This window comes from Geomonas anaerohicana (assembly GCF_016458305.1).
GTDB classification, from domain to species: Bacteria; Desulfobacterota; Desulfuromonadia; order Geobacterales; family Geobacteraceae; genus Geomonas; species Geomonas anaerohicana.
Map to the genome: position 1 here is coordinate 198,691 of NZ_JAEMHL010000004.1, position 23,690 is coordinate 222,380.

Here is a 23,690-nt window from a genome sequence, read left to right on the forward strand (position 1 = left end):
GCTATTTCACCTCCTTGGAAAGGCCCAGGTAAAAGACCTGCGGCTTGGTGCCGTACTCTTCCTTGAGCACATTGACGCGCTCGGTCATGATGACCTTGGTCACCGGGTCCTCGGGGTCCCTCAGGTTGCCGACCCGGCGCGCCCCGAAGGCGCAGCTGTCGACGCATGCGGTCTGCATCCCCTTGGTGATGCGGTGGTAGCAGAAGTTGCACTTCTCGGCGACGTGGAAGACGGGATGGAAGAAGCGTACCCCGTACGGGCACCCCATGATGCAGTAGCCGCAGCCGATGCACCAGCTCCGGTCGATAAGCACCACGCCGTCGGCGGTCTGGTAGGTGGCGCCCACCGGGCAGACCTGGACGCAGGGCGGGTTGTCGCACTGGTTGCAGAGCTTGGGCACGAAGAAGGCCTTGTCGATGTCGTCGTCCTTGATCTCCTCCAACTTGCCGTGGCCGATGTCGATCCCCTTGTTGGGGAATCCGTCGCGCGCACCCTTGGGGGAGTCGATGTGGGTCTTGCCGTCCGTGGTCACCACGTAGCGCTCCACCCAGGTGCGGGTGACGTTGGCGTCGTAGGGGACCTCGTTCTCCACCTTGCATCCCTTGACGCAGAAACCGCACCCGACGCATTTGCGGGTGTCGACCAGGAAGACCCAGCGCGGCCCCTTCTGATCCTTCTCGGCCAAAAGGCGCTTGGGATCGAACAGCTCCAGACAGGAAAGGGGAATCGCCAGGCCACCGGCGAAGAGCAGTGATTTCTTACAGAAGGATCGTCTCGAAATCATTTCTTGTGCCCCTCCTTCCTGGGATCGTGCGGCCAGTGGCAGGTAACGCAGTCCAGGCCGACGTTGTGGGTCTTGGGATCGATCCCTTTCATGATGCCTCGCCCGCTGTTGGGGTAGGGGAGGCGGGTGTGGCAGCGGGCACAGAGCTCGCGGCTACGGTCGATGGTCAGTGACTTGGGATCGTCCGGGTGGTTCAGGGCGGGGCCGTGACAGTTTTCGCAGTTGATGTTGCGGTGCGGCGACTCCTTCATCTCGTCGTACTTGTCAGGATGGCAATCCTTGCAGAAGGCGGCCGTCTTGTACTTCACCTTCATATCTTTCCACTGCTGCTCGTTGCCGGCGCGGTGCCAGCCGTACATGTACCCCCTGGCGCCGACCCCGAAATCGGCGGGTACCAGCAAGGTACGCGCTACCAGCACCAGGGCGATCACCACCAGCACCACGAATAGCGGGCGCCAAACATGACTCTTCACGGACTCCCTCCTTTTACCCAGATGTATCATTTCTCGACCGCGTGGGAAAAAACGTCACGCTATCTCGCTTTTGTATAACAATGTTCGAACAAAAAGCGGAGCTAGTGTTTAATGATAGCGGCAACCCGCTTGAAAACAAGGCAGTTGGCCGGTATTGTTGTTTTATATCCTCCCGCTGGACATTAAAAATCTTTTTTTGACAAATCATTTTTCAGGGAGTATGGTTGGTTCCCTGTCGCCCCCTGTAAACAGTATCGACACCTGGTCGCTACAGTTGAAGGGAAAAGCGGCAGTCGTGGCAGCCTTTGCTCCCCTTCCACACCGCCGGCATCCCCGGTTGTACGGGAGGTTGAAACTCGATGGGCAGATGACGATCCGTTCCTGGTTCGAAAGGGTGGGTTATGTTGTTTTTTGACATGATGCGGGACCCGGCTTCCCTGGTCCTTTGCGCTATAGCATTAGCCGGCTGTTCGGGGCTTCCCGGTCTTGTGTTGCGAGACGGGACACTCGGACAACGGCTGGCCTCGGTAGCAGCGCTCCTCAGTTCTCTCCTCGCGCTACCGTCTCTTCTCTACCTGCTGCTCGGCGGAGGAGAAGCAAGCTTCCTCCTGAACTGGAACCTCCCCTTCGGCCCCTGCGAAGTCGCCCTCGACCCTCTCTCTGTATTCTTCCTGATCCCCATCTTCCTGGTGTTCCCTGCCGGCTCCCTCTACGCCCTCGGTTACTGGCCCGCCGCCTCGCACAGCTCCCAACGAAGCGTCACCTTTTTCTACGGTTTGCTGGCCTGCGCCATGGCGCTGGTGGTGGTATCCCGTAACGGCGCCCTGTTCATGATGTCGTGGGAGATCATGGCGCTGTCCGGCTATTTCCTGCTGGTCGCGGAGCACGGCGAGAGCGAGGTGCGCGGCGCCGGGACGGTCTACCTGGTGGCGAGCCACCTGGGTGGGGCGGCGCTGCTGTTCCTGTTCGCCTCGCTGTTCATGATCACCGGCGGCTTCGGCTTTCCCGCCGCTGGCTCGCTCGCCGTCGGCGCGGGCCTTGCCGGGGCGCTCTTCTGGCTCGCCCTGGCCGGCTTCGGCTCCAAGGCGGGGCTCATGCCGCTGCACCTGTGGCTCCCGTCGGCCCACGCCAACGCGCCCAGCCACGTCTCGGCGCTCCTCTCCGGCGTCATGCTCAAGATCGGGGTCTACGGCATCCTGCGCGTGATCTCGTTCTTCCCGGAGCGCCCGCTCTGGTGGGGCGGCGTGCTCACCGTCGCGGGCCTCGCCTCGGCGGTGATGGGGATCTGCGTCGCCTCCGCGCAAAAGGACATCAAGCGCCTCCTGGCCTACAGCAGCATCGAGAACCTGGGTATCATCTGCGCCGGTATCGGGATGTTCCTCCTGGGGCAGGGAACCGGCAACCAGCGCCTCGCCTTCCTGGGGCTCGCCGGCGCCCTGTTCCACGTACTGAACCACGTCATCTTCAAGCCATTGCTCTTCTTCTGCGCCGGGAGCGTCATGCACGCCGCCGGCACCCGCGACCTGGACCGGATGGGCGGGCTGGCGCGCCGGCTCCCCTACACCGCCTTCTTCACCCTGTGCGGCGCCGTCGCCATCTGCGGCCTCCCCCCCTTCAACGGTTTCGCCAGTGAAATGCTCCTCTACCTTGGCTTCTTCGGCGAGGCCCGCGCCGGTCAGCCCTTTGTGGCCCTCGGCGCGCCGGTGCTGGCCCTGGTCGGGGGCGTCGCAGTGATCTCCTTCGTGAAGCTCTATGGCATCGCCTTCTTGGGGGAGCCGCGTACAGCCGAGGCCGCCGGTGCTCACGAGGCGGCCGGCACCATGCTGGCCCCCATTGCCGTGCTCGCCTGCCTTGCCCTTACCGGCGGGCTTTTCCCGCAACTCTTCCTGGCCCTGGTGCAGCCTGCCATCCGGGGGCTCGCCCCTGACCTGGCCCACGCTGCGGTGCTCCCTATCGCGCCGGTCTGGTTCGCGCTGGCGGGGGGAAGCGTCATCTGCCTGGCGGCTATCCTGTTCCTGTTCCTGAATGCGAAGACTAAGGGACGCACCGCTGCCGCCTCGACCTGGGGCTGCGGCTACCTCCGCCCCTCGCCGCGCATCCAGTACACCGGCAGTTCGTTCGGCGCGTTCTTCTCCTCGCTTTCAGGCTCGTTGATCCGTACCCGGATCACGGTGGGGCAGGTGGCCGGCCTTACCCCGGCAGCGGTACGGTTGAGCTATCACCCCGAGGAAACCCTGCTGCACCGGGTGGTGCTGCCGGTGCTGAACGTCCTCGGCATCGGCTGCGCCTTCGTAAGGCGCCTGCAGCACGGCGAGGTGCAGATCTATATTCTCTATATCTTCGTGACGCTGATGCTGCTCCTTTTGTGGGTGCATTAGAGTTTGAGACAGCCGTTTGCGCGGTAACTCCTCCCCCCGGAGGGGGGAGGGCGGGAGGGGGGATGCGCAGATGGTGGGTATCCCCCTCCCTAGCCCTCCCCCTCCGGGGGAGGGGGCCGGTATTCCGAGAGACCTCAACGGCTGCAATAAACGATTCTCCAGGAGTCTTACTCAATAGGAGTTGGACATGATCGACACAATCTTCCACGTGGTGCTGGTGCTGGCCATGCCGCCGCTGTTGCTGGGGGTGATCGGCAAGACCAAGGCGGCCTTCGCCGGACGGGTGGGCGCTCCTTTCCTGCAGCCCTACTACGACATGGGGCGGCTCATGAAGAAGGGGATCGTCCTCTCCGACAGCACCACCTGGATCTTCCGCGCCGGCCCGGTGGTGACGCTCGCTGCCACGCTGTTCGCCGCGCTCCTGGTGCCGCTGGGTAAGCATCCCGCTCCGATCTCCTTCGAGGGGGACATGATCCTGTTCGCCTACCTCTTCGCCCTGGGGCGTTTCTTCACCACCACGGCGGCGCTCGACACCGCCTCCAGCTTCGAGGGGATGGGGGCGGCCCGCGAGGTGAGCTTCTCCTGCCTCGCCGAACCGACGCTTTTCTTCGCCCTGATCACGCTGACCAGGCTCTCCGGGACCATGAGCCTCACCCCCATGCTGCAACACGTGACGCTTCCGGTCTGGATGGGGACCGGCGCCTCGCTCATCCTGCTTTTGGCCGGCCTGTTCGTGGTGCTCCTGGCGGAGAACTGCCGCATCCCGTTTGACGACCCCAACACCCACCTCGAGCTCACCATGATCCACGAGGTGATGGTGCTGGACCACAGCGGCCCCTACTTCTGCTGCGTCCTCTACGGCGCCGCGCTGAAGCTCTACCTCCTGGGCGCGCTCTTCGTGAACATCGCCCTCCCCTTCGCCTCGGGGAACGCCTACCTCGACTGGGTGGTCTTCGCGGCGGGGATGCTGCTCCTCGCCGTCGCCATCGGGGTGGTGGAGTCGGTGATGGCGCGCCTGAGGCTGATCCGCGTGCCGCAGCTCCTGGTGGCGGCCTTGATCCTGACCGCATTCTCCCTGGTCCTGGTTGTGAGGTGACCCTATGAATTCCCTGGCTGACCAGCTGCTGGTACTCTGCCTCCTGATCAACTTCGCCGTCCTGGGCACCAGCCGGCTCGCATTCTCGGTGCGCTGTGTTGCTGTGCAGGGGGTGCTGCTCGGGACGCTCCCGGCGCTGGTGCATCCCTTCTCCTGGCACGTCAGCTTCATCGTGGTGAGCATCATCCTGGTCAAGGGGGGGCTGATCCCGGTCCTGATCATCCGCGCCATCAAGAAGGCGGAGATCGAGCGTGAGTTCTCCCCGTTCATCGGCTACATCCCCTCGCTGGTGCTGGGGGCGCTCTTCACCTCGCTCGCCTTCATCTTCGCCGCCAAGCTCCCGCTCTCGCCCGAGCACGAGGGGCTCCTGATCGTGCCGGCCGCTGCTGCGACCCTGATGAGCGGCTTCCTGGTGCTCATGGGGCGGCGCAAGGCGATCTCGCAGGTGCTGGGCTACCTGCTCATGGAAAACGGCATCTTCCTGTTCGGCCTGCTCCTGGCGGATGCCATGCCGGTCATGGTGGAGGCGGGGGCGCTCCTCGACCTCCTGGTCGGCATCTTCGTCATGGGCATCGTCATCAACCACATCAGCCGCGAGTTCTCGAGCATCGACACCTCGAGACTCTCCGCGCTGAGGGAGGAATAGCGACATGATGTGGGCCCTGGTCCTGCTTCCGCTTCTCGGCGCCGCGCTCTCCTGGCTTGTCCCGGACAACCGCCGGCGCGTCTGGGTGCTTCCCGTCTTCTCCCTGGTGCAGCTCGGGGTGAGTGCCGCGCTCCTGGTGCACACGCCACCCCCGTCCCCGGCGGGATGGATCTGGCTCGACCCCCTGGGCAAGCTGGTGCTCATGGCCAACAGCGTGCTCTTCACCATCTGCTCCCTGTACGCGGTCGGCTACCTGAGCTACCGCCTCAAGCGTCCCAACCGGATCCTGTGTGCCTCGCTGCTGGTCTGTCTCGCCGCGACCTCGCTGGTGGTCATCTCGCAGCACCTGGGGCTTTTATGGATCGCGCTGGAGGCCACCACGCTGACCATGGCGCCGCTCATCTACTTCAACCACAACGCCCGCTCCATCGAGGCCACCTGGAAGTACCTCCTCATCTGCTCGGTCGGCATCGCCATCGCCCTTTTGGGGCTGTTCTTCCTGGCCTACTCCACCATCGTGGCCAAGCAGGAGGTGAGCCTCTTGCTCCCCGCCCTGATCCGGGACGCGGCCGCCCTGCACCCGGGGTGGCGCCACGCCGCCTTCATCTTCCTGCTGGTCGGCTTCGGCTCCAAGATGGGGCTCGCCCCCCTGCACACCTGGAAGCCGGACGCCTACGGCGAGGCCCCGGGGCTCGTGGGGGCGCTCCTTGCCGGCGGGCTGGTCAACTGTGCGCTCCTGGCGCTGTTGCGGGTCTACCAGATCGCCGCGGCTTCGACCGAAGGGGCGCTCTTCCAGCAGGTGCTTCTTACCATGGGACTGGTTTCCATGGCCTTTGCCGCCGTCTTCATGGCGCGCCAGAGCGACTTCAAGAGGATGCTCGCCTACTCGAGCGTGGAGCACGTCGGCATCATCGCCGTGGCGCTCGGCCTGGGCAAGGGGGCGCTCTTCGCCGGCCTTTTGCACATGATCAACAACTCCCTCACCAAGGGGGTGCTCTTTCTCTCTTGCGGCAACATCCATCGCGCCTTCAACTCCAAGAGCACCCAGTTCGTGCGCGGCGCCCTGCGGCGCACCCCCTGGTCGGCGGCGCTCTTCCTGGCTGCCTTCCTGGCAATCACCGGGTCGCCCCCCTTCGCCCCCTTCGTCAGCGAATTCCTGATCGTCTCCTCCGCCTTCGGGCAGGGGAACCACTGGACCGGCGGACTCTTCCTCCTCTTCCTGGCGCTCATCTTCATCGGCATGGCCTCTACCGTGCTTCCGGTGGTCCTGGGCGAGGTGCCGCCGGACCTGGAGCGGACCCGCTACCGGGATGCCGCACCCACGGTCCTGCCACCCCTGGCGCTGATGGGGCTCGTGCTGGTGCTGGGGCTGTGGATCCCGACCCCGCTGCAGGAACTCCTGCACGAGGCGGCGCGGCTTTTGGGAGGTGAGGCATGAGCCCCGCCATGGTCTTCACTCAAAACGGGGGCGTGCTGTCGCGCCGGGAGATCCCGCGCCATGCGCCCGAGCGCTTCGCCCAGGCGCTTCTCTCTGCGATTGCCGGCGGTTGGCGTGTGGTCTCCTACTTCGGCATGCAGGAGGAGGACGGTGTCTGTCTGTACTGCCTCCTCTCCTTCAAAAGCCACGCCTCCATTGGCGTCATGAGCACCCTGGTCACCGGCAAGAGCTTTTACTCTCTGGTGTCCGAGGCGCCCCAACTGCACCTTTTCGAGCGTGAGATCGCCGAGCAGTTCTACCTGAACCTGGAAGGGCACCCGTGGCCCAAACCGGTCCGCTTCGCCCCGGCGCTCGGCTCCCTCCCTGGGGATACTCCCGCACCCCCGCCCACGATAGGCGTCATGGACTTCTACAAGGTGGAGGGGGAGGAGGTACACGAGGTGGCGGTGGGACCGGTGCACGCCGGCATCATCGAGCCGGGACATTTCCGTTTCCAGTGCTTCGGCGAAGAGGTTATGCACCTGGAGATCTCGCTCGGCTACCAGCACCGCGGCGTCGAACGCATGATGCTGGGGCGCCCGGGCGAGCGCAAGCGCAAGCTGATGGAGACCGTCGCCGGGGACACCACTATCGGCCACGGCACCGCCTACGCCATGATCGTCGAGGCGCTCTCCGAGACGCGGGTGCCGGCCCGGGCCCAGGCGGTGCGCGGCATCGCGCTGGAGCTGGAGCGGCTCGCCAACCACACCGGCGACCTGGGCGCCATCGCCGGGGACGTGGGCTACCTCCCCACCGCCTCGTTCTGCGGCAGGATCCGCGGCGACTTCCTCAACATGACCGCCGGGATCTGCGGCAGCCGTTTCGGCCGCGATCTGGTGCTGCCGGGGGGCGTCCGCTTCGACCTCGACGGCGCGGGGGCACGCCGGCTTGCCGATCGCATCAAGGTGGCCAGTGACGAGGTGCGTAACGCCATCGATCTGCTCTGGGATACCCCCTCGGTAATGGCCAGGCTGGAGGGGACCGGCGTGGTGAGCGAGCAGACCGCGATCGAGCTGGGGCTGGTGGGGGTCGCCGCCCGCGCCAGCGGCCTGAACCGGGACATCCGGCGCGACCATCCCTTCGGGATTTACAGCATGAGCCAGATCCCGGTGGAGACCGCCAAGAGCGGTGACGTCTACGCACGGACCCTGGTGCGCTGGCTGGAGATCGAGAAGTCGCTCGACTTCATCGAGGAACAGCTCTCCCAGTTGCCCGGCGTCGACGTGGCCAACCCGGTGCGCGAGGTGGCGGGGGACCAGCTTGCCGTGGCGCTTACCGAAGGGTGGCGCGGCGAGATCTGTCACGTGGCGCTCACCGACGCCAAGGGGGATTTCCAGCGCTACAAGGTGACCGATCCGTCCTTCCACAACTGGACCGGTCTCGCGCTGGCGCTGCGCGGCGGGCAGATCTCCGATTTCCCGCTGTGCAACAAGAGCTTCAACCTTTCCTACTGCGGTTTCGACCTTTAGTGAACAAGCCCACCCTCCCTTGACGGGAGGGGGTTGGGGGGTGGGTGAAGCTGCAATCTGCACAGATGGTGGCCTCTTCCCCCACCCCCTGCCCCCCTCCCGCAAGGGGAGGGGGAACCGTAACTGCTGGTGTAAAAACAGGAGTCGCATCATGATCAAGGCCATCCTCGCCCGCATCAAGCAGGGGCACCGCACCATGGCGTACCCGAAAGAGCCGCTGCCGCTGCCGGAGCGCTTCCGCGGCTACCCGGAGCTGAACAGCTCGCTCTGCCCCCCCGGCTGCCGCCTCTGCGCCGACGCCTGCCCGGTGGGCGCGGTGGGGTGTGCTAAGGGGCTCACGGTCGATCTTGGCAAGTGCCTGTTCTGCGCCGAGTGCGCCGACGCCTGCCCGAAAGGCGCCATCTCCTACGGCAACGACGCCCGGCTGGCGGTGAACCGGCGCGAGGACCTGGTGGTGCGGGAAGGGGAGGAGCGCAGGCTGGCACAGGCGCTCGACCAGAAGATGCTGGCCCTCTTCGGCCGCTCGCTCAAGTTCCGCTCCGTGGTCGCCGGCGGCTGCAACGCCTGCGAGGCGGACAGCAACGTCCTCTCCACCATCGGCTGGGACATCGGGCGCTTCGGGCTGCAGTTCGTCGCCAGCCCGCGCCACGCCGACGCCCTCTGGGTCACCGGCCCGGTGACCGAGAACATGCGCGAGGCGCTTTTGCAGACCTACCAGGCCATACCGGCCCCGAAGTTGGTCGTCGCCTGCGGCGCCTGCGCCATCAACGGCGGCCCCTTCATCGGCTCACCCGCCGCCCACGACGGCGTGGACGGGCTGCTGCCGGTCGATCTCTACATCCCTGGGTGCCCGCCGCACCCGGTCACCATCCTCGACGGACTGCTGCGCCTTTTGAACCGCATGGGGTGAACGGGCTGACTCCGAAAAGGCTTGCACTCCTGCGAAGTTTCGGTTATTCAGGAAGTTGCCGCTTTTTCGCCGTTTTGAATCCGTAGCAGCGAGTTCCCATGGACAACGCTCACCTGAGCCAGGCGCCCACCGCGTCATCCCCCCCGTCCCCGCCGCCGTCCTCGGACAACATCCGGGTCTGGACTGTCACGCTCCTCGCCTTCCTGGTCGGCCTGTTCCTGTCCGGCTCCACCATGTTGCTGTTCGAGACCAAGCGCCAGGACAGCCGCCGCCAGGCGGTCGTCGGCCTCACCACCAACGCGGCCCACGACATCCAGGAGTACCTGAACCGCTCCATTTCCTCCACCTACGCCCTCGCCGCCGTAATCCGCCAGGGTAACGGCCGCATCGACAACTTCCAGGAACTGGCCAAGGAGATGCTTGATCTCTACCCGGGGCTCTCCGCCCTGCAACTGGTCCCCGACGGCATCATCACCGAAATCGTCCCGTTGCAGGGGAATGAGAAGGCCATCGGCCTGAACCTGCTGGACAAGTCCCACGCCAACACAGAGGCTGTCGAGGCGCTGCGCTACGGCTCCCTCACCCTGGCCGGGCCGTTCCAACTGGTGCAAGGGGGACTCGCCCTCATGGGGCGGCTCCCGGTATATCTCAAGGAGCCCAACGGGCAGAAAAGGTTCTGGGGCTTCACCGCTGCCATGATCCGCCTGGAGAGCTTCTTCGACGCGGTACATCTGAAGACCACCCTCACTCCCGAGCTCAACTACCGGATCAGCCGGATCAAGCCGGACACCGGGGCCCTCGATGTCTTCTGGAGCCATGGCGCCCCCTTGGAGCGCCCGGTGAGTCAGCACATTGCCCTCCCCAACGGTGAGTGGCTGCTATCCGTCGAACCGGTGGGGGGATGGTACGCGAAAAGGGTGGTCCTCGGCGAGGCGGCCCTGGTACTGCTTTTGAGTTCCCTCTGCGCCCTCACCGCCTACTGGCTGGTGCGCCAGCCCATCGTCTTGAGACGGATGGTCGACGAGCGGACCCGCGAGCTCTCGGCGGCCAACGCGAGGCTGCAGACCGAGGTGGTCGAGCGCAGGTATGCCGAGGAGGCGCTGCAGGCCTCGGAGGAGAAGCTGCGCTCCATCTTCGCCTCCCTCACCGAAGTCATCCTGGTGCTGGACGCCGAGGGGCGTTACCTGGAAATTGCACCGACCAGCACCAAGAGGCTGTATCTCCCCCCCGATGAGCTGATCGGAAAGAAAATCCCCGATCTTTTCCCCAAAGAACTGGCCGACTTCTTCGTCTCCACTATCCGCAAGGCCCTCGCCGCCGGAACGACCGTCACGGTCGACTACGCCCTCAACCTCGACGGGGAAGAGGTCTGGTTCACCGGCAACGTCACCCCCATGCCCGGCGGGCGGGTGATCTGGGCGGCCCATGACATCACCCAGCGCAAGAGGGCCGAGGAGGAGCGGCTGAAGCTGGAGAAGCAGATGCTGCACGCCCAGAAGCTGGAGAGCCTCGGCGTATTGGCCGGCGGCATCGCCCATGATTTCAACAACATCCTCACCGTCATCGTCGGCCACACCGACCTGGCCCTGATGCGGCTCACACCCGACTCCCCCGTAGCCGACAACCTGCGCCGCATCGAGTTGGCGGCGTCCAGGGCTTCGGACCTGGCGCATCAGATGCTTGCCTATTCCGGCAAAGGGCATTTCATCACCGAAGAGCTGGACCTGAGCCGCCTGGTGGAAGAGATGGGGCACATGCTCAGTGTTTCCGTCTCCAAGAAGGCGCAGCTCGTCTACAATCTGTGCCGCCCCCTGCCGGCGGTGACCGCCGATGCCACCCAGATCCGGCAGGTGCTGATGAATCTGGTCATCAACGCCTCCGAGGCCATCGGCGACCAGAGCGGGACCATCACCATCACGACCGGCAGCGTCGAGTGCACCGAGGCTCATCCTGGCGGAGGGTGGCTCTCCGACGCGTTGCAGCCGGGGCTCTACGCCTACATCAAGGTGTCCGACACCGGTTGCGGCATGGACCGTGACACCATGGCCAAGATCTTCGAGCCTTTCTTCACCACCAAGTTCACTGGGCGGGGACTGGGGATGGCAGCGGTCCTAGGCATCGTGCGCGGCCACCTCGGCGCGATCCGCGTCGAGAGCGAACCGGGGCAGGGGAGCACCTTCACCGTGGTCCTTCCCGCCGGGGACGCGCCGGCGCAGTTCCCGCACGCGGAGGCCGCGCCCTGGGAAAACTGGCGCGGCAGCGGGACCGTCCTGTTGATCGACGACGAGGACACCATCCGGGCGCTCGGCAGCGACATGCTCGGGGAACTGGGCTTTGACGTCGTGACGGCCGCCGACGGGAGGGAGGGAATAGAGATCTTCCGCAGCCGCAACGACATCGTCCTGGTGCTGCTCGACCTGACCATGCCGCAGATGGACGGGGAGCAGTGCCTGGTGGAACTGCGCCGCATGGACCCGCGGGTCAGGGTGGTCATCTCCAGCGGGTTCAGCGAGCACGAAGTCTCCGGCAAGTTCCTGGGCAAAGGAATTTCCGGTTTTGTGCAGAAACCCTACAAGCTCTCGGCGTTGCGAGAGGTGCTCTCCTCGCTGAACTGGGAGAGCTCCCGCCAGCTCCGTTAATCCTCTTGTCAACGCACCCTTCTTTGAGTAGTATCCGGGCTTTGCCAGAAACTACACGAGCGAGGTCCTGTCATGAAGCTTTCCCTCTTCCGCCCCCTTTTGCGGATGCTCCCCTTGTTGCTGCTGTTTGCCGTCGCCGGTTGCGGCGAAATCGATTGGTTCCCGCCTTACGTGAAGCCGGCGACGTCCCCGGACGCTTTCTCCTTTGACCCGCCCACGACCGGCACCGAGAAGAATGTCGATGTCACCTCCAAGGAAATAGACGTTAAGGGCTTGACCGCGGCCACCAGCCCCATCAAGGTCAGCGGTGCCGCCGGCAGTACCTATTCCATCAACGGCGGCGCCGCCACGAGCAGCGACGGGACGGTGAAAAACGGGGACAAGGTCACCGTGACCCACAAGTCCGCGACCACGCTGGGAACCGCCACCACCAGCACGCTCACCATCGGCGACAAGGGGGCCGACTTCGTCAGCACCACCAAGACGGCGGAACTGGGCAAGTTCACCGATCCTGTGCAAAACGGCAGCTTCGTGATCAGCCATGCCGACGTCACCGATGCTGCCAGCGGAACCCAGCAGGTCAGCATCGCGGATTCGCTCAAATCTACCGATGCCCAGTTCCAGGTCACCAGCACCCTGATTGAAAATCCCGACCTAACCCTGTTCACCAACATAAAGCAGGGTTTCGCGCTCAAGGGACAGAGGATCTTCGTACGCAACCTCGCCACGCAAGCTTCGGCGACCACCACCCTGACCATCGACGGCGTGGACACGGTGGTGACGCTCACCCCCCCGTAGGCGCCGGGCGGAAAAAGACGAAAATTTAAACGCTTGCTTTGTCACCGGCAAGCTGCTAAGGTGTCCAGGTTCCGGAATGACCCGGACAATAAAAACAAGCAGAAAGCATGGAGAAGGTAAAAGTAAATGGTTAACGGTACTGTAAAGTGGTTCAACGACAGCAAGGGGTTTGGTTTCATCGAGCAGGAGAATGGCGACGATGTGTTCGTTCACTTCTCCGCCATCACCGGCGACGGGTTCAAATCCCTGGCTGAAGGCGATAGCGTCACCTTCGAAGTAACCAAGGGACCCAAAGGGCTGCAGGCCGCCAACGTGAGCCGCGTCTAAAAAGGTTTCCTCAAAGCTGTAATGAAAAGTCCCGGAGCGATCCGGGACTTTTTTTTTGTCTCCTTTTCCCACCGCTTCCCCCCGTCCCGCCGCGCCGGCACTGGCGCCGTCCGTTGACAACCTCTCCCCCTATGATATCCATTATTGGTCAAAATTAATCTTCAAGGGGGCGCTTTCATGAAGATCACCAGGAGGACGAGGTATTGCTGCATTGCAGTCATCGTGGCCGGGATCGCGGTAGTCGGGCACGTGGTCACCAAAGACCGCGGCTTGACATCCTATCACCAGGGCGTGACCCAGACCGAGCACTAGACAGGACCACGGGGGCCGCGGGCCGCGAGGGCCGGGGCAACAAGGAGGTAGACCATGGGTATCACCAGGAAGATCTCGATCGTTATGGTTGCCATGCTGCTGGTGGCGTTCTGGGCCGGCACCGCCTGCGCCAGGAACGAGGCGAAGAAGGTGCAGAAAGCGGCCGATGTGCTGCAGGCCATCATGAAGATTCCTGAGAAGGGGATCCCGCCTGCGCTGCTGCGCGACGCCAAGGCGGTCGCCATCATTCCGGGGGTCATCAAGGGCGCCTTCGTGGTGGGCGGCCGGCACGGCACCGGCGTCCTGTCCGTGCGCAAGGAGGACAACACCTGGAGCGACCCGATCTTCGTCAGCATCACCGGCGGCAGCGTCGGCTGGCAGGTGGGGGCGACGTCCACCGACCTGATCCTCGTCTTCAAGGAGTTGACCAACGTGAACAAGCTGCTGCAGGGCAAGTTCACCCTCGGTGCCGACGCCGGGGTTGCCGCCGGGCCAGTAGGGCGCAAGGTGGAGGCCGCGACCGACATCACCTTTAAATCGGGCATACTGTCCTATTCGCGCAGTCGCGGTCTCTTCGCCGGTCTGTCGCTGGAAGGGGCGGCACTGCAGGTCGACGACGAGGCCGCTGCCGCCTATTACGGCAAGGAGGTTTCCGCCCAGGACATCATGGCGGGCAACAGCGGCAAGAGGGTGGCGGCAAGCAACCGGCTGCGGCAGGAACTCAGCCGCGCGACCGAGGAAAAATAGGCAGTGCCTGAGCGCGGACATCGGCGCCGGTGTCGGGGGAGCCACCCCGGCACCGGCGCAGCTACAGAGGCATCGGAGTCATGGAAGATACCAGGGTACTGATGGTGGTGCGCGAGCCGGAGGCGAGGTCGGCCTACGAGGAGGTCCTGGACCGGATCGGGGTCAGCTACCAAACCGCCGGCGACTTCAACGAGGTGCTGCGCATGACCGTGGAGTCGCCCTACAACGGGCTGCTGGTCGACATCCTGACCCTGGTACGCTGCTCCAAGGAAGAAAAGAGCATCGCCTACGACTGCATCAACTTCTACCCGACCTTGCGCATCAAGTGGGACCCCAGGCTGCAGAGCGTTACCCTGGGCCCGCAGGAAAACTCCCCCGCCGCGGCCGACACCGATGCCGCGCTCACCCGCTTTGTCAAGGACCGCTGCGGCACCTTCTCCGCCCGTTGCCTCAGGCGCTTCGCCAGGAAGGACAGCTACCTGAGCCTGCTGCTGTCCGCCCGCGACGGCCTGCCCGGTGCCCTCACGGTCAAGACCTTCACCGTCAACATCTCCCAGGGCGGCGCCTTCGTGCACACCACCCATTCCTTCACCAAGGCCGACCGCGTCTGGCTCAGTTTCCCCGACCTCACCGGCGAGCCTGACATCGAGGCGGGGGTCTGCTGGAGCATTCCCTGGGGAGGGTGCCGCAGTATCCCGGGCATCGGCGTCATGTTCGACCAGGGGCTGTCCTCGCGCCAAGTCGAGTGGCTCAAGCAGGTTGCCCCCAACTAAACCGTGCTGCCGCAGCGTTGTCCAACTGCTTCCAGCTCTCCCCCTCCCTTGACGGGAGGGGAGGGGGACTTTTGGTGCCGGACATTTGCCGCTAAAGAATCCGCAGGCGATGCCGACTAATGAGCTAAGGAATACCAAGCTCGTCGGTGTTCAGCGTTCTCGCGCTGCGCCCCGGCACCACGGGAAACTCGATGATCAAGCGGCTGCGCGACCTCTCCATTCGACGAAAACTGATAGCAATGCTGCTTTTCACCAATGCGGTGGTGCTGGCGCTGGTCTCGGCGGCGTTCGTGGTGAACGAGGCAAACCGCTTCCGCAGCGAGATGCAGACCGAGCTCACGGCACTCGCGGAGATCATCGGCAACAACAGTTCCGCAGCGGTGGCCTTCAACGACCGCCAGGCCGCCGGGGAAACCCTGGCCGCCCTGCGCGCCAAACCCTACATTCGCACCGCACTCATCGTGATGCAGGACGACACGGTCCTGGTCCGCTACCTGGCGCCGGGGAGTCCCGCCCATCCGCTTCCCTTTGCCGTCGTCGCGGGCGACCGGGTCAGCATCGACCCGCTCCGCTTCCGCGATGCTCTGCAGCGTTCCCGTTCCCCGCTGGCCATAGGCGAAGACATCTACGGGGTGCATCGCATCCTATTGGACGGACAGCAGATCGGCACGGTCGTGCTGCAGTCCGACCCCCGCGAGTTTACCGACCGGCTGGTGCGCTTCTTCATCCTGGTGACCGGCGTGATGCTGAGCGCCCTGCTCCTGGTCTATTTCCTCGCTACACGGCTGCAGCGGCTCATCTCGGTTCCCATCACGCACCTGGCGCAGGTGATCGAGGCGGTATCGGCTGAGAAGAACTACTCGATGCGCGCGGAAAAGCAAGGCAATGACGAACTGGGGACGCTGATCGAGGGGTTCAACGAGATGCTGGTCCAAATCCAGCGGCGGGACCAGCAACTGGAGGCGCAGCGGCAGGAACTCGAGGGGGAGGTGCAGCGCAGGACTGCGCAGCTCTCCGCCGCCAACCGGGAGCTGAGCCAGACCATAGCCGAACTGGTGGTGTCCAAGGATGCGGCCGAGGCCGCAAGCCTCGCCAAGTCCCAGTTCCTGGCCAACATGAGCCACGAGATCCGGACCCCGATGAACGGGGTGCTGGGGATGACCAGGGTGCTGCTGGAGAGCGGGCTTGCCGGCGAGCAGCGGCGTTTCGCCGAAGCGGTATGGAACTCCGGGGAGTCCTTGTTGTCCATCATCAACGACATCCTGGACTTCTCCAAGATAGAGGCGGGGCGCATGGAGCTCGAACCGGCTCCGTTCGACCTGCATGACATCCTCGGCGGCGTGCTGGAGATGTTCGCCGCGGTGGCGCAGCGCAAAGGGGTGGATATTTCGTTGCACCTCGACCCGGGCCTGCCGCGCTACGTGGTGGGGGACGCGGTCCGCCTGCGCCAGGTCCTGGTGAACCTCTTGGGCAACGCGGTGAAATTCACCAGCCGCGGGGAGGTGCGCCTGACCGCGCTACCCCTGGCGGAGCAGGGGGAAGGCTGGATCAAGTTCGAGGTGACGGACACCGGGATCGGCATCCGCCCCGAGGCCCAGGCCCACATCTTCGAGAGCTTCTCCCAGGCGGACTACTCGACCACGAGGACTTTCGGCGGCACCGGCCTTGGCCTTGCCATCTCCCGGCAACTGGCCCTGTTGATGGAAGGGGAGCTGGGCCTTGCCAGCGAGTTCGGCGTCGGCTCCACCTTCTGGTTCAGCGTCAGGCTCGAGGTGCTCAAGGAAGTACCGGAATGCCTGGTGCAGCAGTCGGCCCCGCAGGAAGGGGGGGCAAAACCGTGCTTCGACGCCCTGGTGCTGGTGGCGGAGGACAACCCGGTAAACCAGGACGTGGTGCGGCACATGCTGGGGCAGCTGTGCTGCCGGGTCGATATCGTCGCCAACGGGGAACTGGCGGTCGCCGCCTCGGCAGAGGGAAAGTACCACCTGGTCTTCATGGACTGCCAGATGCCGCACATGGACGGCTTCGCGGCCACCCGCGCCATCCGTGCCCGGGAGGAGGGCGAAGGGGGGAGACGCCTGCCGGTGGTGGCCCTGACCGCCAATGCCCTCACCGGCGACCGCGAGCTCTGCCTCGCCGCCGGGATGGACGACTACCTGAGCAAACCCTTCGACTGCCGGCAGCTGGCCGAGGTGCTGCTGCGCTGGATACCGGAGCGCGCCACCAACTACCCCGACAGCGGCACGGCATCGCAACACGACGCCGGTGCCGCCGGGCAGGCAGCCGGGCAGGCAGCGGCGCAGGTCGGCGGCACGGAACGGCAAAGCTCGCCGCAGAAGGGAGAGCAGCAGGGAGAGCAGCAGGGCGATGCACCAGAGAGGGACGCATCGGAGGGCAAGATTCCCGTCTTCGATCGGGACGGGCTCATACAGCGGTTGGGAGATGCCGAGTTCGTGGAGATGTTCGTGGAGAAATACCTGGAAAGCACCGACAAGCTGATGAAGCTTTTGCGGCAGGCGGTCGAGGCGGAGGATTATGCCGAGGTGCGCCTGCACGCCCACAGCATCAAGGGAGCCGCCGCCAGCATCGGGGCCGAGGTGATGCGCGCCGTGGCCTTCCGGATGGAGGAGTCGGCGCAACTGGAACAGGAGCGTTCCGGGCTGCCGGAACTGTTCAGGGAGCTGGAGCAGGTCCTGGCGGATTTCAGAGCGGTCGCCGCGCCGGTTTAGATCACCACACCGAGGGGGCTCACCTCCTCCTTGAGCACCACCCCCAGTTTCATCTGCACTTCCTTTCTCACCAGCCTGGCCAGTTGTACCATTTCCGTTGCGGTGGCCGATCCCGTGTTGACCAGGTAGTTCGCATGTCTGTGGCTCACCGCCGCTCCGCCCACAGTCAGGTTGCGCAGACCGGCCTGGTCGATGAGCCATCCGGCAGGGATGCGGCATTCCCGGCAGCGCACCCCCTGGTCCTCCTCGAACTTTCTTATCAGTGTCGCGTCCTCCACCACGGGGTTCATGAAGAAGGAACCGGCGCTCTGGTCGCAGGAGAGCCGTTTCGCCTCCCGCTTCGCCAGCGTCTGCGCCACCTTGGCGGCGATTTCCTCCGGGTCACCCGGGGTGAGCGCCAGCAGCGCGCCTACCACGATCAGCCCGGAATCCCGCTTGAAGCGGCTGTCCCGGTAGCCGAAGGCGCACTGGTCGTGGCGCAGGGTCACCGCCTTCAGGGGCGCGGCATCGAGCGCGGAGACCGTGGCCAGCACGTCGCTGATGGCGCCGCCGTAGGCGCCCGCGTTGCCGCGTACCGCGCCTCCGACGGTGCCCGGGATGCCCGCCAGCGACTCCAGTCCGGACAGACCCCATGCTACCGTGCGGTGCACCAGGGCGGTCAGGTCGTAGCCGGCCTGGACCTGGACCATGCCGCCGGAGCGGGTCACCCGGTTCATCAGCAGCCGTATCGCTACGCCCGGGAAGCCGTCGTCGCTCACCAGCAGGTTGCTTCCCCCGCCCAGGATGCAGAAGGGGAGCTGCATCTCCCGGGCAAAGCGCAGGGCTATCTGGAGTTCACGTTGGGTATGGGCGCCAATGAGGAAGCGGGCCGGGCCGCCGATCTTGAAGGAGGTGAACGGCGCCAGCGGCACGTTCTCTTCGATATTGAGGCGGGACTCTGTGTGACTGTTGGCATTTGGCATAGCGGATATGATACACGACTCAGCTTGAATGCCAATGCCAAGGTGGGAAAAGTCTGACCAGTCGGAGTGTCAGAAAGCGGGGCTGGAGTGCTCGGATTATGAGGGAAAGGGAGAGGGGAGAGGGGGACAGGCACCTGGCGGAGCCAGTCCCCTTTTCTTGGTTACAGCCTGAACCTCTGCACCATCTCCTGCATCTCGCCCGAGAGGGCGGAGAGCCGCTCCGAGGCTGCCGAAATCTCCTGCGCGCCACGGGCGCTCTGCTGCACGGTGCCGGAAATCTGGTGGATGTTGTTGGTGATCTCCTGGGTGGTGGCGGTCTGCTCCTCGGCCGCGGTGACGATCTGGTTGATCTGGCTGGCCACCTCGTTGATCTGGGCCAGGATCTCTTCCAATGCCTCGCCCGAGCGGGCCGCCTCGCCGGTGCCGCGGGTCACTTCCTCGACCCCCTCTTCCATGGCGCGCACGGCCAGCTTGGTCTCCTGCTGGATGTTCTTGATCATGGTGCCGATCTCGCGGGTGGCCTTGGTGGTACGCTCGGCCAGGGCACGGACCTCGTCCGCGACGACGGCGAAACCGCGCCCCTGCTCCCCGGCACGCGCCGCCTCGATGGCTGCGTTCAACGCCAACAGGTTGGTCTGGTCTGCGATGTCCTCGATGGTGGCCACGATCTCGCCGATCTGGTCGCTGCGGGTTCCCAACTGCTCGACAACACCGGCGGAATTGCGCACGTGATCGGCGATTCTGTTCATTCCCTGAACGGTGTCCTTGACGATGGCTGCGCCGCTTAGCGCCGAGCTGCTGGCGTGCCCGGAACTGCCGGCGGCGAGGTGGCAGTTGCGGGAGATGTCGTTGCTGGTGCAGGACATTTCCTCGCTGGCTACCGCCACCGTCTCGGCCTGGTTCACCACCGCACCAGCGTCGTCAGCCATGCTGCGCGCGTTGGCGTTGAGTTCCGCCGCGGCGGCGGAGACGTCCAGGGCGCTGCGGCTGACCTTCTCCATCACCTCGCGCAGCCCCTCCACCATGCGCCGCATCGCCTCGTAGATGCCGGTCCGGCCCGGCTCCAGCCGCACGGTAAGGTCGCCGCCGGCCACCTGCTGGGCGATCTCCTCCAGTTCCTCCGGCTCGGTGCCGATATGGGCGATCAGCCTGCGCACCACCAGTACCGCAGCCACGCAGATGCACGCCAGGATGATCACGGTAAGGGCAACCACCAGGTATACGTCCTTGAGGATCAACTCCTTGTTGGCGTCGGCCGCCTTCTGCACCTGGGCATCCAGGTCATCCACGTAGGAACCGGTACCGATGATCCAGTCGAAGGGGGGGAAGTAGAGGGAGTAGCCGCGCTTGGCAACGGCAAGGTCGCTCCCCGGCCGCGGGAAATGGTAGTCGGTGAAGCCGCCGCCCGGTTGCTTGCCGTTTTTGATGATCTCCTGGATCAGGTATTTCCCCTTGGCGTCCTGGAGGTTCATGCGGTTCTTGCCTTCGGCGGGTTTGCCCAGCAGGACCACGTTGGTACCGTCGGAGGTATCGGCCCAGAAGTAGCCGTCTTTGCCGAACTTCAGTCCCCGGAGCAGGTCGGCCCCCTGCTTCTTCGCCTCCTCCATGGTGATCTCGCCTTTTTGCTGCCGGTCGCTGATCTCCTGCAGCAGGCTGACCGCGGTCTGTACCTCGGCCTTGGCCAAGAGGTCGGAGTTTGCGTTGAGGGATTCCCGGTAGGACTCGTTGAACCTGGTGGTGAGGTCATAGAACTGCTTCATCACTGTCAGACCGGTGGGGGCTCCCAGTACGCAGCAGCTCACCAGGACTAATAGTAGGATCTTGGCTTGAAAGGACAACCTGTGTGTTTGACTCATGTGTGTTTCCTCATTCTAAGGCGCGGTCGCCTTATTCTATCCATCGCCATTTCATATCGGCACTTTCGTCCATAGATTGAGGAAATTTTGCCGCCAAACAGCATTCAGCGCAGTCGTACTGTTTGTGCATAAAAACGCTCAAGTTGCGCGCAACCGTGGCGATATAGGTGACAGCGTTGACATGGAAGGGATGCCGGGGCACAGAAGTGCGCAGGCCGGGCTAGGGCCGGACCTGTGCCAGAACGGCGCCTAAGGCAGCACTGTTCCCTTCTGCCATGTGATCGGTGCTTTTTGGCGGCCGATACCGATAAAAGTTGCACCGGGGGTACCTGCGAGGGTACCCCTTCTTTTTGTTTGAATGCGTGTGGGAGGGGGAGGGGACTGGCTCCGCGAGGTGCCTGTCCCCTTGCCTGGTTCCCAAGCTCCAGCTTGGGAACCCCATATGGCGCAAAGCTCCAGCTATGTATCCGAGAAGCTGGAGCTTCTGAAAGGCTTTGCGTTCCCAAGGCGGACCTTGGGAACGAGATCAAGTGGAGAAAGGGGGGAGCAGAGAGCCAAGGTTATGTCCCATTCGAAGCGCTGCACGAGGCCTGACGTTCCCCCCTTTTGCGAAGGGGGACAGGGGGGATTTGCTTTTCAGAAGCCTTAAGGGGACAGGCACCTTGCGGAGCCAGTCCCCTCCTTCGGCCAGGGGATCTCAGTAGAGCAGGTACGGCTTGCGCTGCTCCAGGAACCGCTTCACCCCCGGCGTCCAGCGCGCCTCGATGGCGGCCGCGGTCTCGCCGGCCTGGAGCCCCTTGCGCAGGTCAGGGGAGCCCGCCATGTCGTCGATGCCGCCGCGGAAGAACAGGGGGCGGCTCTTCTCGGGCAGCGCCGCCTGCAGCGCGGCCATCAGCGCCACCCCGGTCTGCACCGGCTCGACCTTGCGGTAGTCGGTGATCTCGATGCTCACCCCGTCCACCGCGCGGTCGCGGTACTTGGGCGCGCTGGAGATACCCGGGAGCCGAATGGGCGTGAACTGCAGCGGATCGAAACGCAGTCCCGGGAGCTGCTCCCCGTTCAGGCGCAGGGCGAGGGCCTTGGCATCGACCCCGGGCCACCCCGCGATCTGGAAGGGGCGCGTGCTGCCGCGCCCTTCGGAGGCACCGGTCCCCTCGAGGAGGCCGGTCCCGGGGTAGAGCAGCACCGATTCGATGGCGGCCAGGTTGGGGCTGGTGGCCACCCAGGCGAGCCCGGTGTCCTGCCAGCGCATTTCCCGTTGCCACCCCTGCATGCGCACCACCCGCAGCTCCAGCTTGCCCAGGTCGGGGAGCATCCCCTCACCCTTGATCATCCCGGCCAGTTCCCCAACCGTCATGCCGTGCGCCAGCGGGATCGGGTAGAGCGAGGTGAAGCTCCCCGGGATCTTCTCCCGCACGAACCCGGCGACGTAGTCGCCCCCCAGCGGGTTGGGGCGGTCCAGCACCATGAACGGGATGCCCGCCTCGGCCGCGGCCTGCATGGCCAGCCCCATGGTGGAGATGTAGGTGTAAAAGCGCGCCCCGGCGTCCTGGATGTCGAACACGATCAGGTCGATCCCCTTGAGGTCGTCCGGGCGCGGCTTCTTCCCTGCGCCGTAGAGGCTCTTGACCGGAATGGGCGCCGCGTTGTCGTCGGCCAGCTTGACGCCGTCCTCGGCGTTCCCCTTGAGGCCGTGCTCGGGGGAGAAGATCAGTGCGGGCGTGACGCCCTTTTGCTCCATAAGCGCCAGGAGGTGGGTTTTCCCCACCATGGCGGACTGGTTGGTGATCAGGGCGAAGCGTTTTCCCTGCAACGGCAGGAATCCCTGCTCGCTCAGGACCTCCGCACCGGTCTTGACGATCTCGGCACGGCACAGGCCGGGAAACAACAGGAACAACATCAGGGTTATTGCGAGAACGGAGGGTGCAACTCGAAACACGATATACCGCCTTCTGGAAGAGATGATGGCAGAGCTTACTCCACAGGTTTCCGTGAAAGCAAGCCCCATGCGGCCTTTCGGTGAGATGGATCACACAGCCGCATAGTCCGGCGTATCTCCATTGGTGCGTTTTCGTGAGCAGTCAGTAAAAATAACCCTTGTCTTATTGGCACATTTGAAATAGCATACTCACATTTGCCGATGATAATCATGTCTTCCCAGCTGTCAGGGATGACCGGGAGGGAGTGCCATGAAAAGATTTTTTCTGGTTTGTCTGATCCTGTTGTGCGGCGCCGGCGTGCTCTTTGGGGCCGGGACCAAGAAGAAGAAACCGCTGCCGCAGGATTTCGGGAGCGTGACCATCAACAACTTTTCCCAGCAGGCCGGCATGCCGCCGGTCGTTTTCGACCACTGGGTGCACCGCAAGAACTACACCTGCCGCCTGTGCCATGTTGACATCGGCTTCGGCATGACCGCCAACTCCACCCAGGTCCGCGCCGCCGACAACAGCAAGCGCTTCTTCTGCGGCGTCTGCCACAACGGCACCTCCACCATCAACAAGGTCAAGATCTTCGAATCCTGCGCCACCAGTTACAACAGGGAGGAGTACAAGCGCTGCGTCAAGTGCCACGCCCTGGAGAAGGACCCGGCCAAGGAAGAGGCTTTCTACCGGTTCCAGGAGAAGATGCCGCGCGAAACCTTCGGTAACGGCATCAACTGGGAGAAGGCCGAGGAAACAGGCCAGCTCAAGCTGATCGATTCGCTGGAGGGGGTCTCCTTCAAGAAGAGCTCGATGAAGGTGCAAAAGGATTTTGCCCTGAAAGGGAAGGTGGAAGGGATGCCCGACATCATCTTCTCCCACGCCAAGCACACCGTCTGGAACGGCTGCGAGGTCTGCCACCCGGACATCTTCGTGGGGATCAAGAAGGGGGCCACCAAGTACTCCATGATCGACCTGTTCGACGGCAAGTACTGCGGCGTCTGCCACGACAAGGTTGCCTTCCCGCAGAGCGACTGCAAGCGCTGCCATTCCAAGCCGGTCTAGGGGAGAGCCATGACTTTGCCAAAGATGAAAAGGGTGATCGCTGCCGCGCTGCTTGGGCTGGCCCTGGCCCAGCCACTTTGGGCCGAGGAGGCCTGGCAGGCGACTTTCGACGAGACCTGCTCCAAGAGCAACCAGGCCATGACCATGTCGGTGCAGGAACTGCGCGACCTTTTGGCCAAGTGTGACGCGCTGCAGAAGGTGATCGAGACCCAGGAAGAGTCGGTGCGCAAGGTATACCTGAAGCGGCTTTCGCTGTGCCGGAACCTGTACGCGTACATGCTGGAGTACAAGCAGAGCAACCAGGCCAAGTAGACCTGCTCGGGACGAGGG

The 23,690-nt window shown here is 64.3% G+C and carries 20 protein-coding genes; 15 read left to right on the top strand and 5 right to left on the bottom strand.

Going from position 1 to position 23,690, the window contains the following annotated elements:
* Nucleotide 1: 1 nt before the first annotated feature.
* Together JFN91_RS10000 and JFN91_RS10005 are read right to left on the bottom strand one after the other, a co-directional pair.
* Nucleotides 2-784: a 4Fe-4S dicluster domain-containing protein gene (locus JFN91_RS10000; RefSeq protein WP_199389064.1), complete on the bottom strand. Its 783-nt coding sequence runs from the start codon at nucleotides 782-784 to the stop codon at nucleotides 2-4.
* Nucleotides 781-1,257 (bottom strand): cytochrome c3 family protein, encoded by a 477-nt coding sequence (locus tag JFN91_RS10005; RefSeq protein ID WP_199389065.1) that lies wholly within the window; start codon nucleotides 1,255-1,257, stop codon nucleotides 781-783. Before JFN91_RS10005 ends, JFN91_RS10000 begins: the two co-directional genes overlap by 4 nt.
* 401 nt (nucleotides 1,258-1,658) lie before the next feature.
* Here JFN91_RS10005 and JFN91_RS10010 point away from each other — a divergent pair, with 401 nt between their 5' ends.
* From JFN91_RS10010 to JFN91_RS10065, 13 genes are all read left to right on the top strand, one after another.
* Nucleotides 1,659-3,635, top strand: a complete 1,977-nt coding sequence (locus JFN91_RS10010) for a proton-conducting transporter transmembrane domain-containing protein (RefSeq protein WP_236015075.1) — start codon at nucleotides 1,659-1,661, stop codon at nucleotides 3,633-3,635.
* Between the two features lie 187 nt (nucleotides 3,636-3,822).
* Complete coding sequence (locus tag JFN91_RS10015; RefSeq protein ID WP_199389066.1) at nucleotides 3,823-4,731, top strand: respiratory chain complex I subunit 1 family protein; 909 nt, start codon at nucleotides 3,823-3,825, stop codon at nucleotides 4,729-4,731.
* Nucleotides 4,732-4,735: 4 nt separating this feature from the next.
* A complete protein-coding gene (locus JFN91_RS10020; RefSeq protein WP_199389067.1) occupies nucleotides 4,736-5,377 on the top strand; it encodes a hydrogenase in 642 nt (213 codons plus the stop codon).
* Between the two features lie 4 nt (nucleotides 5,378-5,381).
* On the top strand, nucleotides 5,382-6,815 hold the full coding sequence (locus tag JFN91_RS10025) for a proton-conducting transporter transmembrane domain-containing protein (protein ID WP_199389068.1): 1,434 nt from the start codon (nucleotides 5,382-5,384) through the stop codon (nucleotides 6,813-6,815).
* The gene (locus JFN91_RS10030) at nucleotides 6,812-8,323 is read left to right on the top strand and encodes a hydrogenase large subunit (RefSeq protein WP_199389069.1); all 1,512 of its coding nucleotides are present in this window, start codon (nucleotides 6,812-6,814) and stop codon (nucleotides 8,321-8,323) included. Before JFN91_RS10025 ends, JFN91_RS10030 begins: the two co-directional genes overlap by 4 nt.
* A 151-nt stretch (nucleotides 8,324-8,474) precedes the next feature.
* Nucleotides 8,475-9,233 carry an NADH-quinone oxidoreductase subunit B family protein gene (locus tag JFN91_RS10035; RefSeq protein WP_199389070.1) on the top strand — a complete coding sequence of 253 codons (759 nt, stop codon included), beginning with the start codon at nucleotides 8,475-8,477 and terminating at the stop codon, nucleotides 9,231-9,233.
* A gap of 98 nt (nucleotides 9,234-9,331) precedes the next feature.
* Nucleotides 9,332-11,872, top strand: coding sequence for a response regulator (locus tag JFN91_RS10040; protein ID WP_199389071.1), 2,541 nt, complete (start codon nucleotides 9,332-9,334; stop codon nucleotides 11,870-11,872).
* Nucleotides 11,873-11,944: 72 nt separating this feature from the next.
* Nucleotides 11,945-12,670 carry a hypothetical protein gene (locus tag JFN91_RS10045; RefSeq protein ID WP_199389072.1) on the top strand — a complete coding sequence of 242 codons (726 nt, stop codon included), beginning with the start codon at nucleotides 11,945-11,947 and terminating at the stop codon, nucleotides 12,668-12,670.
* A gap of 126 nt (nucleotides 12,671-12,796) precedes the next feature.
* Nucleotides 12,797-12,997 carry a cold-shock protein gene (locus JFN91_RS10050; protein WP_199389073.1) on the top strand — a complete coding sequence of 67 codons (201 nt, stop codon included), beginning with the start codon at nucleotides 12,797-12,799 and terminating at the stop codon, nucleotides 12,995-12,997.
* A gap of 177 nt (nucleotides 12,998-13,174) precedes the next feature.
* Nucleotides 13,175-13,309: a hypothetical protein gene (locus JFN91_RS22270; RefSeq protein ID WP_268898697.1), complete on the top strand. Its 135-nt coding sequence runs from the start codon at nucleotides 13,175-13,177 to the stop codon at nucleotides 13,307-13,309.
* Nucleotides 13,310-13,363: 54 nt separating this feature from the next.
* Nucleotides 13,364-14,056, top strand: coding sequence for a lipid-binding SYLF domain-containing protein (locus JFN91_RS10055; protein WP_199389074.1), 693 nt, complete (start codon nucleotides 13,364-13,366; stop codon nucleotides 14,054-14,056).
* A gap of 80 nt (nucleotides 14,057-14,136) precedes the next feature.
* Nucleotides 14,137-14,829: a PilZ domain-containing protein gene (locus JFN91_RS10060; RefSeq protein WP_199389075.1), complete on the top strand. Its 693-nt coding sequence runs from the start codon at nucleotides 14,137-14,139 to the stop codon at nucleotides 14,827-14,829.
* Between the two features lie 146 nt (nucleotides 14,830-14,975).
* A complete protein-coding gene (locus JFN91_RS10065) occupies nucleotides 14,976-17,558 on the top strand; it encodes an ATP-binding protein (protein WP_328746636.1) in 2,583 nt (860 codons plus the stop codon).
* Here JFN91_RS10065 and murB read toward each other — a convergent pair.
* The 3 genes from murB to JFN91_RS10080 form a co-directional block, all read right to left on the bottom strand.
* Nucleotides 17,555-18,520 carry a UDP-N-acetylmuramate dehydrogenase gene (gene murB, locus JFN91_RS10070; protein ID WP_199389076.1) on the bottom strand — a complete coding sequence of 322 codons (966 nt, stop codon included), beginning with the start codon at nucleotides 18,518-18,520 and terminating at the stop codon, nucleotides 17,555-17,557. The two genes, JFN91_RS10065 and murB, sit on opposite strands and share 4 nt — an antisense overlap.
* Nucleotides 18,521-18,681: 161 nt before the next feature.
* Nucleotides 18,682-20,376: a methyl-accepting chemotaxis protein gene (locus JFN91_RS10075; protein WP_199389077.1), complete on the bottom strand. Its 1,695-nt coding sequence runs from the start codon at nucleotides 20,374-20,376 to the stop codon at nucleotides 18,682-18,684.
* A 697-nt stretch (nucleotides 20,377-21,073) separates the two neighbouring features.
* Complete coding sequence (locus tag JFN91_RS10080; protein ID WP_236015076.1) at nucleotides 21,074-22,276, bottom strand: exo-beta-N-acetylmuramidase NamZ family protein; 1,203 nt, start codon at nucleotides 22,274-22,276, stop codon at nucleotides 21,074-21,076.
* Nucleotides 22,277-22,565: 289 nt separating this feature from the next.
* Between JFN91_RS10080 and JFN91_RS10085 the strand changes: the two genes are divergently transcribed.
* Together JFN91_RS10085 and JFN91_RS10090 are read left to right on the top strand one after the other, a co-directional pair.
* On the top strand, nucleotides 22,566-23,360 hold the full coding sequence (locus JFN91_RS10085; protein WP_199389079.1) for a c(7)-type cytochrome triheme domain-containing protein: 795 nt from the start codon (nucleotides 22,566-22,568) through the stop codon (nucleotides 23,358-23,360).
* 9 nt (nucleotides 23,361-23,369) lie between these two features.
* The gene (locus JFN91_RS10090; RefSeq protein ID WP_199389080.1) at nucleotides 23,370-23,672 is read left to right on the top strand and encodes a hypothetical protein; all 303 of its coding nucleotides are present in this window, start codon (nucleotides 23,370-23,372) and stop codon (nucleotides 23,670-23,672) included.
* The last annotated feature ends 18 nt before the right edge of the window (nucleotides 23,673-23,690 follow it).

Excerpts from the sequence above, each read along its gene's own strand:
- JFN91_RS10035 (WP_199389070.1), top strand. The coding sequence starts at position 8,475 with ATGATCAAGGCCATCCTCGCCCGCATCAAGCAGGGGCACCGCACCATG.
- JFN91_RS10015 (WP_199389066.1), top strand. The coding sequence starts at position 3,823 with ATGATCGACACAATCTTCCACGTGGTGCTGGTGCTGGCCATGCCGCCG.
- JFN91_RS10060 (WP_199389075.1), top strand. The coding sequence starts at position 14,137 with ATGGAAGATACCAGGGTACTGATGGTGGTGCGCGAGCCGGAGGCGAGG.
- JFN91_RS10025 (WP_199389068.1), top strand. The coding sequence starts at position 5,382 with ATGATGTGGGCCCTGGTCCTGCTTCCGCTTCTCGGCGCCGCGCTCTCC.
- JFN91_RS10090 (WP_199389080.1), top strand. The coding sequence starts at position 23,370 with ATGACTTTGCCAAAGATGAAAAGGGTGATCGCTGCCGCGCTGCTTGGG.
- JFN91_RS10020 (WP_199389067.1), top strand. The coding sequence starts at position 4,736 with ATGAATTCCCTGGCTGACCAGCTGCTGGTACTCTGCCTCCTGATCAAC.
- JFN91_RS10045 (WP_199389072.1), top strand. The coding sequence starts at position 11,945 with ATGAAGCTTTCCCTCTTCCGCCCCCTTTTGCGGATGCTCCCCTTGTTG.
- JFN91_RS10040 (WP_199389071.1), top strand. The coding sequence starts at position 9,332 with ATGGACAACGCTCACCTGAGCCAGGCGCCCACCGCGTCATCCCCCCCG.
- JFN91_RS10030 (WP_199389069.1), top strand. The coding sequence starts at position 6,812 with ATGAGCCCCGCCATGGTCTTCACTCAAAACGGGGGCGTGCTGTCGCGC.
- JFN91_RS10055 (WP_199389074.1), top strand. The coding sequence starts at position 13,364 with ATGGGTATCACCAGGAAGATCTCGATCGTTATGGTTGCCATGCTGCTG.
- JFN91_RS10080 (WP_236015076.1), bottom strand. The coding sequence starts at position 22,276 with ATGTTGTTCCTGTTGTTTCCCGGCCTGTGCCGTGCCGAGATCGTCAAG.
- JFN91_RS10010 (WP_236015075.1), top strand. The coding sequence starts at position 1,659 with ATGTTGTTTTTTGACATGATGCGGGACCCGGCTTCCCTGGTCCTTTGC.
- JFN91_RS10085 (WP_199389079.1), top strand. The coding sequence starts at position 22,566 with ATGAAAAGATTTTTTCTGGTTTGTCTGATCCTGTTGTGCGGCGCCGGC.
- JFN91_RS10075 (WP_199389077.1), bottom strand. The coding sequence starts at position 20,376 with ATGAGTCAAACACACAGGTTGTCCTTTCAAGCCAAGATCCTACTATTA.
- JFN91_RS10050 (WP_199389073.1), top strand. The coding sequence starts at position 12,797 with ATGGTTAACGGTACTGTAAAGTGGTTCAACGACAGCAAGGGGTTTGGT.
- JFN91_RS22270 (WP_268898697.1), top strand. The coding sequence starts at position 13,175 with ATGAAGATCACCAGGAGGACGAGGTATTGCTGCATTGCAGTCATCGTG.
- murB (WP_199389076.1), bottom strand. The coding sequence starts at position 18,520 with ATGCCAAATGCCAACAGTCACACAGAGTCCCGCCTCAATATCGAAGAG.
- JFN91_RS10000 (WP_199389064.1), bottom strand. The coding sequence starts at position 784 with ATGATTTCGAGACGATCCTTCTGTAAGAAATCACTGCTCTTCGCCGGT.